Annotated in this window: 13 protein-coding genes; all 13 read right to left on the bottom strand. The window is 35.7% G+C overall.

The annotated features are described in order from the left end of the window. Window positions 1-25: 25 nt before the first annotated feature. Window positions 26-1,672 carry a cell division protein FtsZ gene (ftsZ, locus tag GJJ64_RS12855; RefSeq protein ID WP_154288181.1) on the bottom strand — a complete coding sequence of 549 codons (1,647 nt, stop codon included), beginning with the start codon at window positions 1,670-1,672 and terminating at the stop codon, window positions 26-28. 126 nt (window positions 1,673-1,798) lie between these two features. Next, window positions 1,799-3,154, bottom strand: a complete 1,356-nt coding sequence (gene ftsA, locus GJJ64_RS12850; RefSeq protein WP_154288180.1) for a cell division protein FtsA — start codon at window positions 3,152-3,154, stop codon at window positions 1,799-1,801. Window positions 3,155-3,156: 2 nt separating this feature from the next. Further along, a complete protein-coding gene (locus tag GJJ64_RS12845; RefSeq protein WP_154288179.1) occupies window positions 3,157-4,035 on the bottom strand; it encodes a cell division protein FtsQ/DivIB in 879 nt (292 codons plus the stop codon). Next, window positions 4,028-5,383 (bottom strand): UDP-N-acetylmuramate--L-alanine ligase, encoded by a 1,356-nt coding sequence (gene murC / locus GJJ64_RS12840; RefSeq protein WP_317162941.1) that lies wholly within the window; start codon window positions 5,381-5,383, stop codon window positions 4,028-4,030. The genes GJJ64_RS12845 and murC overlap by 8 nt, the downstream gene beginning before the upstream one ends. 4 nt (window positions 5,384-5,387) lie before the next feature. Beyond that, entirely contained in the window at window positions 5,388-6,488 is a 1,101-nt protein-coding gene (gene murG / locus GJJ64_RS12835; RefSeq protein ID WP_154288177.1) for an undecaprenyldiphospho-muramoylpentapeptide beta-N-acetylglucosaminyltransferase, read from the bottom strand. Between the two features lie 127 nt (window positions 6,489-6,615). Next, window positions 6,616-7,797: an FtsW/RodA/SpoVE family cell cycle protein gene (locus GJJ64_RS12830; protein WP_154288176.1), complete on the bottom strand. Its 1,182-nt coding sequence runs from the start codon at window positions 7,795-7,797 to the stop codon at window positions 6,616-6,618. An 11-nt stretch (window positions 7,798-7,808) separates the two neighbouring features. Continuing rightward, window positions 7,809-9,182, bottom strand: coding sequence for a UDP-N-acetylmuramoyl-L-alanine--D-glutamate ligase (gene murD, locus GJJ64_RS12825; RefSeq protein WP_394350015.1), 1,374 nt, complete (start codon window positions 9,180-9,182; stop codon window positions 7,809-7,811). Window positions 9,183-9,231: 49 nt separating this feature from the next. Beyond that, window positions 9,232-10,515, bottom strand: a complete 1,284-nt coding sequence (gene mraY, locus GJJ64_RS12820; protein WP_154288174.1) for a phospho-N-acetylmuramoyl-pentapeptide-transferase — start codon at window positions 10,513-10,515, stop codon at window positions 9,232-9,234. Beyond that, complete coding sequence (locus GJJ64_RS12815) at window positions 10,515-11,975, bottom strand: UDP-N-acetylmuramoyl-L-alanyl-D-glutamate--2,6-diaminopimelate ligase (protein WP_154288173.1); 1,461 nt, start codon at window positions 11,973-11,975, stop codon at window positions 10,515-10,517. Before GJJ64_RS12815 ends, mraY begins: the two co-directional genes overlap by 1 nt. Continuing rightward, window positions 11,975-14,080, bottom strand: a complete 2,106-nt coding sequence (locus GJJ64_RS12810) for a penicillin-binding protein (RefSeq protein ID WP_154288172.1) — start codon at window positions 14,078-14,080, stop codon at window positions 11,975-11,977. The genes GJJ64_RS12815 and GJJ64_RS12810 overlap by 1 nt, the downstream gene beginning before the upstream one ends. Further along, window positions 14,064-14,477, bottom strand: a complete 414-nt coding sequence (locus GJJ64_RS12805) for an FtsL-like putative cell division protein (protein ID WP_154288171.1) — start codon at window positions 14,475-14,477, stop codon at window positions 14,064-14,066. Before GJJ64_RS12805 ends, GJJ64_RS12810 begins: the two co-directional genes overlap by 17 nt. Then, complete coding sequence (rsmH, locus tag GJJ64_RS12800) at window positions 14,474-15,379, bottom strand: 16S rRNA (cytosine(1402)-N(4))-methyltransferase RsmH (RefSeq protein WP_154288170.1); 906 nt, start codon at window positions 15,377-15,379, stop codon at window positions 14,474-14,476. The genes GJJ64_RS12805 and rsmH overlap by 4 nt, the downstream gene beginning before the upstream one ends. Then, window positions 15,372-15,833, bottom strand: coding sequence for a division/cell wall cluster transcriptional repressor MraZ (gene mraZ, locus GJJ64_RS12795; protein WP_154288169.1), 462 nt, complete (start codon window positions 15,831-15,833; stop codon window positions 15,372-15,374). Before mraZ ends, rsmH begins: the two co-directional genes overlap by 8 nt. Between the last annotated feature and the right edge of the window lie 169 nt (window positions 15,834-16,002).

Genomic DNA, 16,002 nt, shown 5'->3' with positions numbered 1-16,002 from the left:
GGCTTTAAGTTGGTTAATGCAAAGGTTAATCTACATTATCATGAAGGAATGAATTGTTTGGTCTTATTTCTGTTTGACCATCTTCATTACTTAAAGTAAATCTTGATACCTGAGACTCAGAAGAATGTGGCACATCTTTAAGTTGCATTTGCTTTCTTTTATAAGCTGGCTCATTTTCCAACTCTTGTAAACCACTTGTTGATCTCAGTTTCATACTTAAGTCTTTTAATCTTAAAATACGCTCCTTAGATTTTCTCAACTGTTCTTCTATAGAGTCATCTGTTTTATATTCATCTACCTGTTGTACAGGTTCTGGTATTGCTTGAATAGGCTCCTCTTCTTTATAAGTTTCCTCTACTTTATTGATTTGAGGTGTAGAGAAAGTGAAGCTAGGCTCTTCCACTTTTAGGTTAAATTCAAAAGTATTTTCCTGTTCTTGCGACTCAAGTTGTTCTGGTTCTTCCTCAATCAATTGATGTCTAATGGTATCAGCATCTTTATTTACCGGAGTTTGCTCTGGTTGTGCAAACATACCACCAAACAAATCTGCTTGAGGTAAAATACTTTCTTTTGGCTTAGCCGCCTCTTGAGTAACTTGTGGCGTTTCTACCTGAGGTTTAGCCTGTACAAATTCATTAACAGGTCTAATTAAAGGGGTATCAGTTGTTAAAAACTGCTTTTTTGGAGCGCTTTGCTGCGTTTGTACTCTTTCTTCTCTAGTTTGGAAACCTGTAGCAATTATGGTTACAGAAATTTTATCGCCCAAAGAAGCATCATTACAATTACCCCAAATTAAATCCGCAGATAAACCAGCTTGATCTTGAATAAAGTCTGTAATAATACTTACTTCATCCATGGTAACCTCTTTATCACCAGAACTGATATTTAATAGAATGTATCTTGCACCTTCTATTTCATTATCTTTCAATAGTGGTGATAATAAAGCGCCTTCAACAGCTTTCAAAGCTCTGTTTTCGCCTTCTGCTGCATAACTTCCCATGATAGCTACACCGCTATCTTTCATTACAGTACGCACATCTTTAAAGTCGACGTTTATATAACCCGGTACCGTAATAATTTCTGCTATACCTTTTGCTGCGGTTGTTAAAATATCATCAGCCTGGCCAAATGCAGAGCCTAATGTTAGGTTACCAAATATCTCACGCAATCTATCATTAGAAATTACTAAGTAAGAATCAACATATTTTTTTAATTCTTCTAGTCCTTCTTCTGCTTGCATTCTTCTACGTTTACCTTCAAAGGAAAAAGGTGTAGTTACAATAGCAACAGTTAAAATGTCTAGTTCTTTAGCTGCTTTAGCGATGATAGGACTAGCACCTGTACCAGTACCACCGCCCATTCCGGCAGTAATAAAAAGCATACGGGTATTAGCACCAAGCATTTCTTTAACATCGTCTATATTTTCTATAGCCGAGTTTTTTCCAACTTCTGGAATAGAGCCTGCCCCCATTCCTTCTGTTAAACTTGCACCTAATTGTACTTTATTGGGGATAGGACTGAGTTCTAAAGCCTGAGCATCGGTATTACATATGATGAAGTCTACACCAGTAATTCCTTGCCTGTACATATGGTTAACAGCGTTACCACCGCCACCACCAACACCAATAACTTTGATTATTGATGATTTTTCTTTTAACATTTCAAACTGCATATCCTTTATTATCAGCTTTTAAGCGTTTTATAAAATTGAATTATTCCTGTATGTAATATTAAAAAATATTCCACAACAGTTATCCACAAATGTTAATAGTGTGGAAAACTTCCTGATTGTTGAAAATTATTTAAGAAAATCCTGATCGCTAATATCATCCTTAATAAATTTCTTAGTTCCTTCTAGTAAAGAAGCAAATAACCCTCTGTTTTTCTTAGAACTGCTTTCTGCAACAGAAGACACAGGCGCAGAAGATGAAACTTTATAATCTTTCTGCAATTCGCTTTCTACTTTCTCAATGCCTTTTATTAACAAACCGATACCTGTTGCATACATTGGACTTTTTAAATCCTCATAAACATTCTTAGGCAATTCTTCATTTTTTGCCAAGTGCTCATTAGGATAACCAATTCTGCAATCTAAACCTGTTACATATTCTACCAATTGTGACAAATGCTTTAACTGCGCACCACCACCAGTTATTACAATTCCGCCTATTAATTTTTTCTCGTAACCAGATGATTTGATTTCATAGTAAACATGGTCTATGATTTCTTCCATCCTAGCTTGTATCACATAAGCTAAGTTTTTAACCGAGATTTCTTTTGGCTCCCTTCCTCTTAATCCTGGAACACAAATAATTTCATTTTCTTTATTTTCTTCTGCTAATGCAGAACCGAACCTAGTTTTTAATAATTCGGCCTGATTACGCATAACAGAGCACCCCTCTCTGATATCTTCAGTTACGCTGTTACCTCCGAAAGGAATAACCGCAGTATGCCTTATAAGACCTTCATGAAAAATAGCCACATCGGTTGTACCACCACCAATATCTACCAAAACAACACCTGCTTCTTTTTCTTCTTCACTCAATACAGATTCTGCGGAAGCTAAAGGCTCTAAAATTAAATCCTGAGTTTCTAAACCACCTTGCACCACACATTTCATGATATTTTTAATAGCCGTTACTTGCCCGGTAATGATATGAAAGTTTGCTTCTAAACGCACTCCTGCCATACCAACAGGGTCTTTTATACCCGGCTCATTATCTACCGTAAATTCTTGTGGTAATACATGTATGATTTCCTCTCCTGGGTTCATCGCTAGTTTAAACATATCGTCTATTAACCTATCGATATCCCTTTTAGAGATTTCATTACTGAGGTCTTTTCTAGTTAAAATACCACGGTGCTGCAAGCTTTTGATATGTTGCCCAGCAATACCAACATTAACAATTTTAATGTCAACATTAGATTGCGAACTACCTTCTTCTACTGCTTGGGTGATACCTTTAACGGTTTTTGCTATATTAGAAACCACGCCACGGGTAACACCGGCAGATTCTGCCTTACCTAAGCCTAAAACTTCAATTTTACCGTGTTCGCTTCTTCTGCCCACGATAACACAAATTTTAGTGGTACCAATATCAAGACCTACTACAATGGGTGATACTTTGGATTGTTTAGTAATGCCTTTTTCCATGTCTATAATGTATTTTGTATTGAATCTTTTGCTATTTCTTTAATTTCTTCTTTGCGTAAGCTATCTCTTAACTGCTGCTGCTCAATCTGTGTTCTTAAGATTGTAGAATCACTTTTTTGGCAAACTATCTGACCTTTAAATTTTAAACTTACCGATGAGTAAGTATCCCAACCCACGTAAGGGATAGCTTTTTTATAGAAAACCAATAGTCTCTTAAATTTATCTTCAATATCATTTCCATCTCCGAAAATGATTTTTTGTTTGCCCACTCTAGGAACCAACTCTATTTCTTTCTTATCATTTACATATAGCTGTACAAATTGCTCGTTCCATAAAGAATCTTTAGCAATGTGTACTGCAACTTTAAAAAGATCTTTAGCCAAAGCTGTTCTAAGGGTATCAATTTTACCGCTAAAGCCTTCTAATATCATTCCGTTTGCAGCTAAAACTCTAGCTGTAAAATGTTCTGATAATGGAATTTTCAACCCGTTTTGATCTATATAATAATCTTGACCGGCAATATTTAACATTCTTAAAATTGGCACTCGCTGCCTAATATTTGCATGGATTACGCCATTCATATCAGCAAAAACATTGGCGTATTCTATAAAAGGATTAGCTTGCAACCTATCTTCTAAGCTCTGCAAATCTATATTATCTAACCTTCTACCCACCAATAAACCATTTTTTGAAGCTAGTATTTCATCAACTTCTGCTCTTTCTATAAAATATTGATTTCCGGGTAAGATTACTTTTACCTCCCTGCAAACTGTTTCTACTTTTTTAGTTTCGATAAAACTCATCAGCACCACTAAACCACTCAAGCTTATCAGCCAGAGAAATATAGCACCTACCAATTTCCATTTTATCTTTTTAAGCATTTGTAAATAAAGTATGTAAAGGTTTAACCAATGTATCTATGTCTCCGGCCCCAACAGTTACCAACAACTCAGGGTTTAAACTTCTTACCAATTGCAAAGCTTGCTCTTTAGAGCATCTGATAACTTTATCTGAATTTATTTTTTGAGCTAAGAAATCACTATCAACACCCGGTATAGGCAATTCTCTTGCCGGATAAATATCTAAAAGCAGTAATTCATCGGCGGTAGCCAAAACTTCTGCAAAACCGTCTGCAAAATCTCTAGTTCTGGTAAATAGGTGTGGCTGAAAAACAACTGTTAACTTTTTATCTGGATATAAGGTTCTTACAGCTTTAAAGCAAGCCCTTAGCTCTTCTGGGTGATGTGCATAATCATCTATATAAATTCTTTTAGGTTGTTTGATGATATACTCAAAACGTCTTTTTACACCTTTAAAACTTGCTAAACCTGCTCTTATATCCTCTTTAGATATTCCCATTAAAAGGGCAACTTGTATAGCTGCCACTGCATTTTCTATATTGTGTTGGCCAGCTAATCCTAAAACTAAGTTTGGCATTTCTAGCTCTTGATTTTTAAAATCGAACTTAAACTCGCCTGCTTCTACCCTTATGTTTTGCGCATAAGCATCTGCTTGGGTGGTTAATCCATAAGTTGAAGTTCCTGATAATGGCAATCCGTTACGGATAAACAATTTACCATCAGCTTTTACCTGGCCAGCAAATAGTTTGAAAGATTCTATCAGATGACTTTCATCACCATAAATATCTAAATGGTCTGCATCCATAGAGGTTACTACAGCAACATCAGGATGTAGGGTTAAGAAAGATCTGTCATACTCATCGGCCTCAACTACCATCACATTATTTTTACCTATGATGATATTGGTATTGTAATTAGAACTAATACCACCTAAAAATGCTGAGCAATCATTCCCTCCATTTAACAACAAATGTGTTATTAATGTACTGGTTGTTGTTTTTCCGTGGGTACCAGCTACCGCGATGGTATACATACCAGCAGACAGAATACCTAAAACCTGCGAACGTTTATAAAGTGTAAAGCCTTTTCTTTTAAAGAAGTTTAAAACCACACTATCCTGCGGAATTGCAGGTGTATAGATAATTAAAGTTGAAGAGGAAAGCTCATGAAAATTCATCGGAATATTTTCTTCCAAATCTTCATAACGCACCGGGATACCTTCATCTGCCAAGCTTTGTGTAAGCGGGGTAGCAGTTTTATCATACCCACATACCACACAGCCTCTTTTATGGAAATAACGGGCAAGACCGCTCATGCCAATACCGCCAATTCCGACAAGATAAACCCTTTGTATGTCTTCTAATTTTATCATGCTATAATGCAATTTTTAATACTTCTTTTGCAATAGTTTCATCTGCCGATGGCAAAGCCAGCTCGGCTATATTTGAAGATAAAGCCTTCATCTTAGCTTCGTCTTTCAATAATTTTATGGTTTGTTCTACCAAATCAGATTCAGCATGTTTATCATCAATTAAAACGGCTGCATCTTTATTTACTAAAGCCATAGCGTTTTTAGTTTGATGGTCTTCTGCAACATTTGGTGATGGCACTAAGATTACTGGTTTTTGAACCAAACATAACTCTGCAATGGTTCCTGCTCCGGCTCTTGAGATAATTACATCTGCCATCGCGAAAGCAAAATCCATACGATTTAAAAATTCAAAAATTCTTATCCCATTGTCTTTAGGTTGATTGCCGTAACTATCTATAATACTACGGTAATAATATTTACCTGTTTGCCAAATCAGTTGTACATCATTGCCTTGTAATAAGCCTAAACCAGCCATCATGCTTTTGTTTAAAGTACCAGCACCTAAGCTACCACCTACTACTAAAATCGTTTTTTTGTTTTCATCCAATTCAAAAAATGCCGCTGCATCTTTACGTTTATCTGCAATTTGTACCGATTCTTTTCTAACTGGATTACCTGTTTTAATAATACGCTCGGCAGGAAAGAATGCATCCATGGCATCAAAAGCAACACATATCTTCTCCGCCTTTTTACCTAATAATTTATTGGTGATACCTGCATAAGAGTTTTGCTCTTGAATGAGGTAAGGAATTTTCTTTAAAGAAGCTGCATACAATAAAGGCCCAGACGCATAACCGCCAACTCCTACTACTGCATGAGGTTTAAAATCTTTGATAATTTGTAGAGACTTTCTTATGCTACCTAATAATTTAAAAGGTAATAACAGGTTTTTAGCTAAATTACTTCTTTGAAAACCTTGGATATCTAAACCAATAATGCGATAACCTGCAGCCGGAACCTTTTCCATTTCCATTCTTCCTGAGGCACCTACAAAAAGTATTTCTGTGTCTGGCTGTAAAGCTATCAAAGCATTGGCTATAGCAATAGCAGGGAAGATGTGTCCTCCTGTTCCGCCTCCGCTTATGATGATTCTTTTTGCCATATTTTTTATTTTTGATGGATTGATTTAATGATTGATTGATTCTGTATCGCCCTACTAAATTTATTTTGATTTAGTGATTTAAATAATGTCAATCTCTCATTCAATCCATCTATCATTCACTAAATATTTACCCCATTGCAGGTATTTCTCCTACAATTACTTTTTCTTCTTTATTTGTTGCTTTTAAATCTGCTTTATACTCCTCTACATCTTTACTAACCGATAAAATAATACCGAATGCTACGCTTGTAAACAAGATGGAAGTTCCTCCCATACTTACTAGTGGTAATGGAACACCTGTAACCGGAAATAAATTTACCGCTACCGCCATATTTGCTAATGCTTGTATGGTTAAACTAAAACCTAAACCTGCAGCTAATAAGGCTCCAAAAGCCTTAGGAGCTTGCGTTACTATCTTGATAATCCTAAACATGAGTAATAGGTATAGGGCTACCACAAGAATACCACCAACCATACCATACTCTTCTATAATAATGGCGAAAATAAAATCTGAATAAGGGTGTGGTAAGAAATTTCTTTGCGTACTATTACCCGGACCTTTACCTAAAAGACCACCCGTAGCTACAGCTATTTTTGCTTGATCCTGTTGAAAGGTCTTATCAGAATGCTGCATCTCTGGATGCATATATGCGTTAATTCTTGATTTATAAGTTTCTCTACGCGGACCAAAAAACACCAATGTTAGTAATAACGCAAACCCTCCTACACAAACAACAGCAATTTGTTTAAAGCTTATTCTTCCTATTAATAAAATCAATATGCTAACTCCAAATAACATTAATGCTGTTGATAAATTTGCTAAACCAATTAAGATAAAAACCAAACAAACGGAGCCCATAATAGGGATAAATGCTTTCTTTACATCTTTAATATTTTCTTGCTTTTTAGTAAGTGTTCTCGCCAAAAAAGTAATAAGTGCCAACTTAGCTAAATCTGATGTTTGAAAAGTTAAACCTGTTCCCGGTATTGCAATCCATCTGCTTGCATCATTCATGGTGCTACCAAAAAGTAGTGTATAAAGCAGTAGTGGAATGGTGATAATCATTAAAATTTTTGATATCCCACCGTAATACCTGTAATTAAGTAAGTGGGCAAAATATATCAAAACAAAACCTATGATGATAAATAACAAATGCTTAAACATTAAAGACTCTGAGCCAACCCCACGCTTGTATGCCAAGGTACCTGTAGCACTGTAAACAGCTAGCACAGAAAGCAACGAAAGCAGGATGATGATTAACCAAATCCATCTATCGCCACGGGTATGATTTAGAATATCTTTAATCATGTTTATCGATATTAAAGTTCTCTAACAGCTGCTTTAAATTGATTACCTCTGTCTTCGTAATTTTTAAATAAATCAAAACTTGCACAAGCAGGAGACAATAAAACGGTGCTTCCTTTTTTTGCTAAATGATAAGCTACTTCTACAGCTTCTCTAGCAGAAAATGTATTCACGATAACTTCTACATCATCTTCAAAAGCATCATGAATAGCTTTATTGTCTTTACCTAAGCAAACTATAGCCTTAACCTTTTGCTTAACCAAATCTTTAATCATGCTATAATCATTTCCCTTATCTACGCCGCCCATAATTAATACAACATCGGTATTAACACTTTCTAGTGCGTACCAAGTAGAATTTACATTGGTTGCTTTAGAATCATTAATAAAAGTAATACCTGAAATTTTGGCAACATGTTCCAGACGGTGTTCAATATTTTTAAAATCTCCCATGCTTTCTCTGATGGTTGCGTTTCTAAGATCTAAAATCTTAGCCGCTATACCAGAAGCCATAGAGTTGTAAACATTGTGACTACCTTGTAGTGCTAAATCTGAAAATGACATAGTTAATTTATCTGAATGGTTTAGATTAAATGTGATGGTTTGCCCTGATGCAAAAGCACCATTAGCAACTTCTTTCTTGATAGAAAATGGATGTATTTGAGCTTTAATAGCAAAATCTGCAATTACTGCTTCTGTTTCTGGATCATCAGCACAATAGATAAAATGGTCTTCTTGTGTTTGATTTTGAGCAATCCTAAATTTAGAGTTCACATAATTGCGCATCTCGTAATTATATCTATCTAAATGATCTGGTGTGATGTTTAGTAGAATAGCTATATCAGCTTTAAACTGATACATATTATCTAGCATGAAACTGCTAATTTCTAATACGTAATAATCAAAATTTTCTTGAGCAACCTGCTTAGCAAAACTTTTCCCAATATTACCTGCTAAACCAACATTTAAACCTGCTTTCTTTAAAATATGATAAGTTAAAAGCGTGGTAGTGGTTTTACCATTTGAACCAGTAATACAAATAGTTTTAGCTTTGGTATATCTACCTGCAAACTCTATTTCTGATAGAATTGGAATATTTTTTTCTAATAATTTCTTGATTATTGGAGCCTTATCAGGGATACCCGGACTTTTAACAACCTCGGTAGCATTTAGGATTAAATCTTCAGTATGCTGATTTTCCTCAAAAGGGATATTAAAAGCAGTAAGTTCTGCTTTGTAATGATCTGCAATAGCACCAAAATCAGAAACAAAAACATCAAAACCATGCTTCTGGGCCAGAATAGCAGCACCAACGCCACTTTCTCCAGCTCCAAGAACAACAAGTCTCTTCGTATTGAAAGAAGTAGTATTTTGTTCTAAAGGGTTCATATCTTGATGTTTATTACTCATTTAATTTTTACTCTTTATTTTCTTCTTTCTACCTCAATTTCAGGGTTACAATGGTTATAATTGCTAGTAATATCCCTATAATCCAAAAGCGGGTAACTATTTTAGCTTCGTGATAACCTTTTTTCTGAAAGTGGTGGTGTAGTGGCGACATTAAGAAGATTCTTCTACCCTCGCCATATTTTTTCTTGGTGTATTTAAACCAAGAAACCTGCATAATCACTGATATATTTTCTATCAAGAAAACTCCACAAAGTATAGGAATAAGTAATTCCTTACGTATCATAATTGCCAAAACTGCTATAATACCTCCAATAGTTAAGCTTCCTGTATCGCCCATAAAAACCTGAGCTGGAAAAGTATTGTACCAAAGGAAACCCACACAAGCACCAACAAAAGCTGCTGCAAAAATTACTAGCTCTCCAGAATTTGGGATATAAAGAATATTCAGATAGTCAGCTATAATCATGTTACCAGAAACATAAGCTAGTAACGCCAAAGTAATTCCAATAATAGCTGATGTTCCGGTAGCCAATCCGTCTATACCATCTGTAATATTAGCACCGTTTGAAACCGCTGTTATAATAACAATAACGAATAGCAGAAACACCGGAAAAGCATATTTCTCATAGCCATCGCCCATAAATTTTAAGACTTTGGCGTAATCAAACTCATTATTTTTATAGAAAGGAATATTGGTAATGGTAGATTTTACATCATTAGCATAATGTACTCCTGTTGATTTTTCTACTTTTATCAACTTCTTTCCTTCTTGATTGTAAACAGCTTCAGTTTGTGTAGTAGAACTTCCGGCTGGTAATGCCTGTGTAACAGTTTGTCTCACTAAAATTCCAGGGTGGAAATACATCGTACAACCGACAATAATAGACAACCCAACCTGACCTACAATTTTAAACCTACCTGCTAAACCTTCTTTATTTTTTTTGAATACCTTGATATAGTCATCCAAAAAGCCTATTGCGCCCATCCAAATGGTGGTCACAATCATTAAAATGATGTATATATTTTCTAGCTTGGCAAACAATAAAGTTGGGATTAAAACCCCAGCAATAATGATTAAACCACCCATTGTTGGTGTGCCTTGCTTTTGTATTTGGCCATCTAAACCTAAATTTCTTACAGTTTCGCCAACTTGCTTATATCTTAAATACTTAATTAGCCTACTGCCGTAAACAGTGGTAATAATTAAGGATAAGATGATGGCCATACTTGCCCTAAAAGAGATAAACTGAAATACACCCGCCCCAGGGAAATCAAATTGTTTATCTAAAAAGTTAAAAAGGTAGTATAACATTAAGCAAGTAGGTTAAATTGGTCCAACAATATTTTTTTATCATCAAAATCTGTCCTTACGCCCTTTATCTCTTGATATTTCTCATGGCCTTTGCCTGCTAATAAAATAATATCACCAGGCTGAGCTAAATGACAAGCTGTTTTTATTGCCTCTCTTCTATCAATAATGGTAAGCACTTTACGCTGATTTACAGGAGTTACACCAGCTTGCATATCTTTGATAATATCTTCAGGATTTTCTGAGCGAGGATTATCTGAAGTAAGAATAACTTTATTACTCCAATCACAAGCTGTTTGCGCCATTACAGGGCGTTTGGTTTTATCTCTATCTCCGCCACAACCTATAATGGTAATGATAGATTCATTTCCATTTCTGATATTATCTATGGTGGATAGCACATTTCTTAAAGCATCAGGCGTATGTGCATAATCAACAATACCTACTACTTTATTTGGTGCCACGATGTAATCAAACCTACCCTCTGCCCCACTTAGTCTGCTTAAAATGGTTAAGACTTTTATTTTATCTTGCTCTAACAACATAGCTGTTGCGTAAACAGCTAATAAATTATAAGCATTAAAAGAGCCTACCATTTTCATGTAAATCTCTTGGCCATCAATATCCAGATGTAAACCAGAGAATTGATTTTCTATCACTTTAGCTTTAAAATCAGCTAAAGTTTTTAAGGCATAGCTCTTTTTGTAAGCTTTGGTGTTTTGTAGCATTACCTCACCATTTTTATCATCAATATTGGTAAGCGCAAATGCTGATTTATTTAAGCCATCAAAAAAACCTTTTTTAGCCTTTAAGTAGTTATCAAAGGTTAAATGAAAATCTAAATGGTCATGAGTGATATTTGTAAAAACAGCTCCAGCAAAGTTTAACCCTTCTATACGATGCTGTGCTACGGCATGCGAGCTAACTTCCATGAAGCAGTAATCGCAACCTGCATCAATCATTTTATGAATTAAAGATTGTAGTGCAACTTGGTCTGGCGTAGTATGGGTTGATGGAATTATAACATCATTTATCTTATTCTCTACCGTAGATATTAACCCTACTTTATAACCTAAATCTCTAAATAGTTGATAAAGCAAAGTACAAACTGTTGTTTTACCATTAGTACCTGTTACTCCAACTAATTTTAGCTTTGATGATGGATGATCGTAAAAATTAGCTGCCATAGTACCTAAAGCCTTAGCAGAATTTGCCACAACTAAATAGGTGATACCTTCTACCAAATGTTCTGGTAAGTTTTCTAAAACGACAGCAGAAGCACCCTTTTCTACAGCTAAGCTGATATATTCATGTCCATCTGTTTGAGTTCCTTTAATGGCAACAAAAAGTGTTTGAGACGCTACTTTTCTAGAGTCGAAAGCAATTTGGGCTATTTCAACCTCGGTTGAGCCAATTACTTGCTCTAAAGCAACACCATACAATATGTCTTTTAAAACCGCCATTATCGCAACTCGATTAAAATTTTAGTCCCTTTCATGATAGGTGTTCCTACTGCTAAAGACTGTGTAACTACTTCTCCACTTCCTTTAACTATTGGCTTTAAGCCAGAATTTCCTAAAACAAATAATGCATCTCTTAAACCCATACCCACCACATCTGGCACAACGCCACGATTCATTTTCACTTCTTTATAAGTAATACCATTATTAGTATCAATATCATTTTCTAAAGCCGAAGCGAAATAAGGTTTAATACCAAAAGCGCTGTACACCTTCTGCGCAGATTTTTTATGCCCTTCTTTTACTTTTGGTAATCTGGTATTACCAACCAATTTAGGTGCTTTAATATCAGAGTACATCTGGATATCGCCAGCATAAACCATATCAGCAACTTCTCTAAAAACTGGTCCTGCAACATCTGCAGCATAGTAAGAACCTTTGGTTGGGTTTTGAACAACAACAATCATCGAGTACTTAGGCTTCTCTGCCGGGAAATACCCACAAAAAGATGCTTGATATTGTCTTTTACCCTTATAACCTTTAGAACCATCTGCCACTTGTGCCGTACCTGTTTTACCGGCTATTTTATACAGTGGATTGTTTAAAGCTTTTCCAGTACCATCAATCACAACACCTTCTAACATGAGTTTAAGTTTCTCTAAAGTGGCATCAGAACATATTTTATTATTGATAACCCTAGGTTTAAATTGCTCAACAGTAGAACCTAATCTTCTAATTTCTTGCACAAACATTGGGCTTATCATTTTACCGTTATTAGCTACTGCATTATAAAGTGCTAATATTTCTACTGGAGTCATTTTAAGCTCGTAACCATAAGCCATCTGCGGTAAGGTTAAGCCACTCCATGATTTGCTTTCTGGTGTCTTAATTAATGGCTTGCCTTCTCCGGGAATTTGCAAACCCATTTTCTCTCCAAGTTTTAAATCATGAAGCTTGCTGGTAAACTCTTCAGGCTCATCTTTATAATGGTTATAAATTTGCTTTACAATAGCTACGTTAGATGAAACTTCAAAAGCTTGTTTCATGGTTATTACCCCATAACCACCTTCGTGAGAATCTTTAATGGTATGACGGTAGACTTTGTATTTGCCCCCCTCTGTATCAACACGGTCGTTTAAGTCAAACTTACCATCTTCCATAGCAATCATGTAAGAGGCTAATTTGAAAGTTGAACCAGGCTCTGCACTCTGCGCAATAGCATAATTAAACTTCTCTTTATACTCAAGCTCCTCACCATCTCTGGTATAATTTGCTATAGCTTTAATTTTGCCAGTTTCTACCTCCATCACCACCACACAACCAAAATCTGCTTCGCTTTTTATCAACTGTTTTTTTAGAGCACTTTGTGCAAGATCTTGCATATTGATATCAATAGTAGAGATAATATCAGCGCCATCTTTAGGAGCAATTTCAGCATCCTCATTAATTGGCATCCAAACGCCTCCTGCAATTCTTTGGACTAGTCTTTTCCCAGTTTCTCCATTAATATAATCGCCATAAGCACCCTCCAAACCTACTGCCGCACCAGCATTTGCATTATAGTAGCCTATGGTTCTGGCAGCTAAATCTCTGAAAGGGAAAATTCTTTTGTTTTGCTGAACCGCTATCATCCCACCTTTATACCTACCCAAGTTGAATATTGGAAACTTTTTTAAGGCCTTTAAATCCTGATAGCTCACATTTCTTTTAATCAAGAAATAACGCTGACGCTCCTCTCTAGCATCACGCAAAAGACGAGCATATTTAAAACCTGGCTTATCTTTAAAATGTGCCGCAAGGCGATAAGCCAAAGAATCTACTTTTTCATAAAAAACTTTATCATCCTCAATACCACCCGCCAATAAATCCATCCTTATTTCATATTCTGGAACTGATGTAGCTAGTAAGCTACCATCTGCCGAATAAATATTCCCTCTAGCCGCCTCAACCTCTACATATTTAGTACTTAAACTATCAGCCATAGCCCTATACTTATCGCCTTCTACAACTTGCACATGAACCATTTTAGCGATTACAGCAAATGCAAATAAAACGATAACCCCGAAAGCCGCGTAAACACGCAGAAGAATGTTAGTTCTTATATTCATCAGGACTAATTTTTATTTTTATTGGTGGCTCTACAGAAACTTTAAGACCCAAAACAGAGTCTACCCTGCTTGCCACTTCTGTTTGTTTACTTTTAAACATGAGGTCAGCTTTAAGTGTCTTAAAATCCCAACTCAACTCTTTTACTTCTTTGCCAACCTTATCTATTTTTCTAATATTATTCTCTGCAGTGTGCCTGTTCCCTATGTAAATCATCCCCAGAAAAGCCAAAAACACTATAAACGGAAGCGCTTCTGTAGCACCTTCTTTAGAGACAACACCTTTTGTAAAAAGAGAAACCAAAAAGCCTGGAGCAACCTCTTTAGGTTCCTCTTTCTGCTTCGGAAGGATATCTTCCTCTACAGGCTCTACTTTAGGCTCTCTAATTTTATTTATCATTGTTTTAAAGCAATTCTTAATCTTGCACTTCTTGCTCTGTTATTTATTTTAATTTCCTCTTCACTAGCCGTAACCGACTTTTTCGTTAAAACCTTAAAGGGCTTTATCTCATTCCCAAAAAAATCTTTATCAACCTCTCCGCTAAACTTTCCTTTAGCCATGAAATTTTTAACCAACCTATCTTCTAAAGAATGGTAAGACATCACTACTAACCTTCCACCTGGCTTTAAAACTTCTGCTGTTTGCTCTAGAAAATCTTTAAGAGCCTCCATTTCTTGGTTAACTTCTATTCTTAGCGCTTGAAAAACCTGAGCTAGATATTTATTCTCTTTCCCTCTTGGAATTAATTTATGAATGACCGCTTTTAACTGAGAAATTGTTTCTATAGGAGCGTTTAACCTTGCCGTGACAATAGTTCTAGCTAAAGATTTTGCGTTTTGTATCTCACCATAAATCCCAAAGATTTTATGCAAATCTTCTTCTTCATAAGTATTTACAACTTCTTTTGCGGTTAAACCGGATGATTGATCCATACGCATATCTAAATCACCATCAAAACGAATAGAGAAACCACGCTCTGGAACATCAAATTGATGAGAAGAAACACCCAAATCAGCCAATATTCCATCAACTGGGATTAAATCATGAGCTCTTAAATTATTTTTAAGAAACCTGAAGTTTTGGTCAACAAAAACAAATTTCTCATCATCAATGATATTCTGCTTCGCATCCTCATCTTGATCAAAAGCTACCAAAACCCCATCATCACCTAAGTGCTTCATAATTTCTCTTGAATGACCACCACCACCAAACGTCACATCAACATAAACACCTTCAGGCTGTATAGCTAACCCTTCAATACACTCTCTCAACATTACTGGAACATGATAAACGTTATCCATCTATCCTCCTTCCTTTACCCATTACCTCTTCAGCAAGGCTTGAGAAATTCTCTGGCTCATCATCCAACTGAGCATCGTAAGCATCTTTAGCCCAAACTTCTATTTTATTAAACTGACAAGACAAAACCACCTCAGCACCTATACCAGCATACTCTAACAAAGATTTTGGCAACAAAACTCTTCCAGAAGCATCCAAAGAAAGCTCTGTAGCCCCTCTTGTGAAATAGCGAATAAATTTTCTGTTCTTTTCTTCGTACTGATTTAACTGCGCTAATTCAGCAGTTACCTTATCCCACTCGGCCTTAGAATAAATAACCAAATGTTTTTCAAAACCACGATTTATCACTAAACCCTCCGCATCTGCCGCAGGCAATTGCTTCTTCAAACCAGAAGGCACCATAAGGCGTCCTTTGGCATCAAGCTTACAATCAAATTCTCCAATCAGATGAGACATACTAAGTGTATATAGTTTTTCTTAATGTAAAAATAAACATAAGTTCCACTTCTTACCACTTTTTACCACAAAAAGTTTTCAACACCTTAAAAAATGCTTAGAAAGAAAGTTTTTAGGCATTTTAAACCTTACTCATCTTTCAAAACATCTATAAAGTACAAGTTCATCA

The sequence above is a fragment of the Pedobacter puniceum genome, from assembly GCF_009674685.1.
Classification (GTDB): Bacteria; Bacteroidota; Bacteroidia; order Sphingobacteriales; family Sphingobacteriaceae; genus Pseudopedobacter; species Pseudopedobacter puniceum.
This window is presented reverse-complemented; position numbering and strand designations above follow the sequence as displayed.

Excerpts from the sequence above, each read along its gene's own strand:
- GJJ64_RS12845 (WP_154288179.1), bottom strand. The coding sequence starts at position 4,035 with ATGCTTAAAAAGATAAAATGGAAATTGGTAGGTGCTATATTTCTCTGG.
- GJJ64_RS12810 (WP_154288172.1), bottom strand. The coding sequence starts at position 14,080 with ATGAATATAAGAACTAACATTCTTCTGCGTGTTTACGCGGCTTTCGGG.
- ftsZ (WP_154288181.1), bottom strand. The coding sequence starts at position 1,672 with ATGCAGTTTGAAATGTTAAAAGAAAAATCATCAATAATCAAAGTTATT.
- mraZ (WP_154288169.1), bottom strand. The coding sequence starts at position 15,833 with ATGTCTCATCTGATTGGAGAATTTGATTGTAAGCTTGATGCCAAAGGA.
- mraY (WP_154288174.1), bottom strand. The coding sequence starts at position 10,515 with ATGTTATACTACCTTTTTAACTTTTTAGATAAACAATTTGATTTCCCT.
- GJJ64_RS12830 (WP_154288176.1), bottom strand. The coding sequence starts at position 7,797 with ATGATTAAAGATATTCTAAATCATACCCGTGGCGATAGATGGATTTGG.
- ftsA (WP_154288180.1), bottom strand. The coding sequence starts at position 3,154 with ATGGAAAAAGGCATTACTAAACAATCCAAAGTATCACCCATTGTAGTA.
- rsmH (WP_154288170.1), bottom strand. The coding sequence starts at position 15,379 with ATGGATAACGTTTATCATGTTCCAGTAATGTTGAGAGAGTGTATTGAA.
- GJJ64_RS12815 (WP_154288173.1), bottom strand. The coding sequence starts at position 11,975 with ATGGCGGTTTTAAAAGACATATTGTATGGTGTTGCTTTAGAGCAAGTA.
- murD (WP_394350015.1), bottom strand. The coding sequence starts at position 9,182 with ATGAACCCTTTAGAACAAAATACTACTTCTTTCAATACGAAGAGACTT.
- GJJ64_RS12805 (WP_154288171.1), bottom strand. The coding sequence starts at position 14,477 with ATGATAAATAAAATTAGAGAGCCTAAAGTAGAGCCTGTAGAGGAAGAT.
- murG (WP_154288177.1), bottom strand. The coding sequence starts at position 6,488 with ATGGCAAAAAGAATCATCATAAGCGGAGGCGGAACAGGAGGACACATC.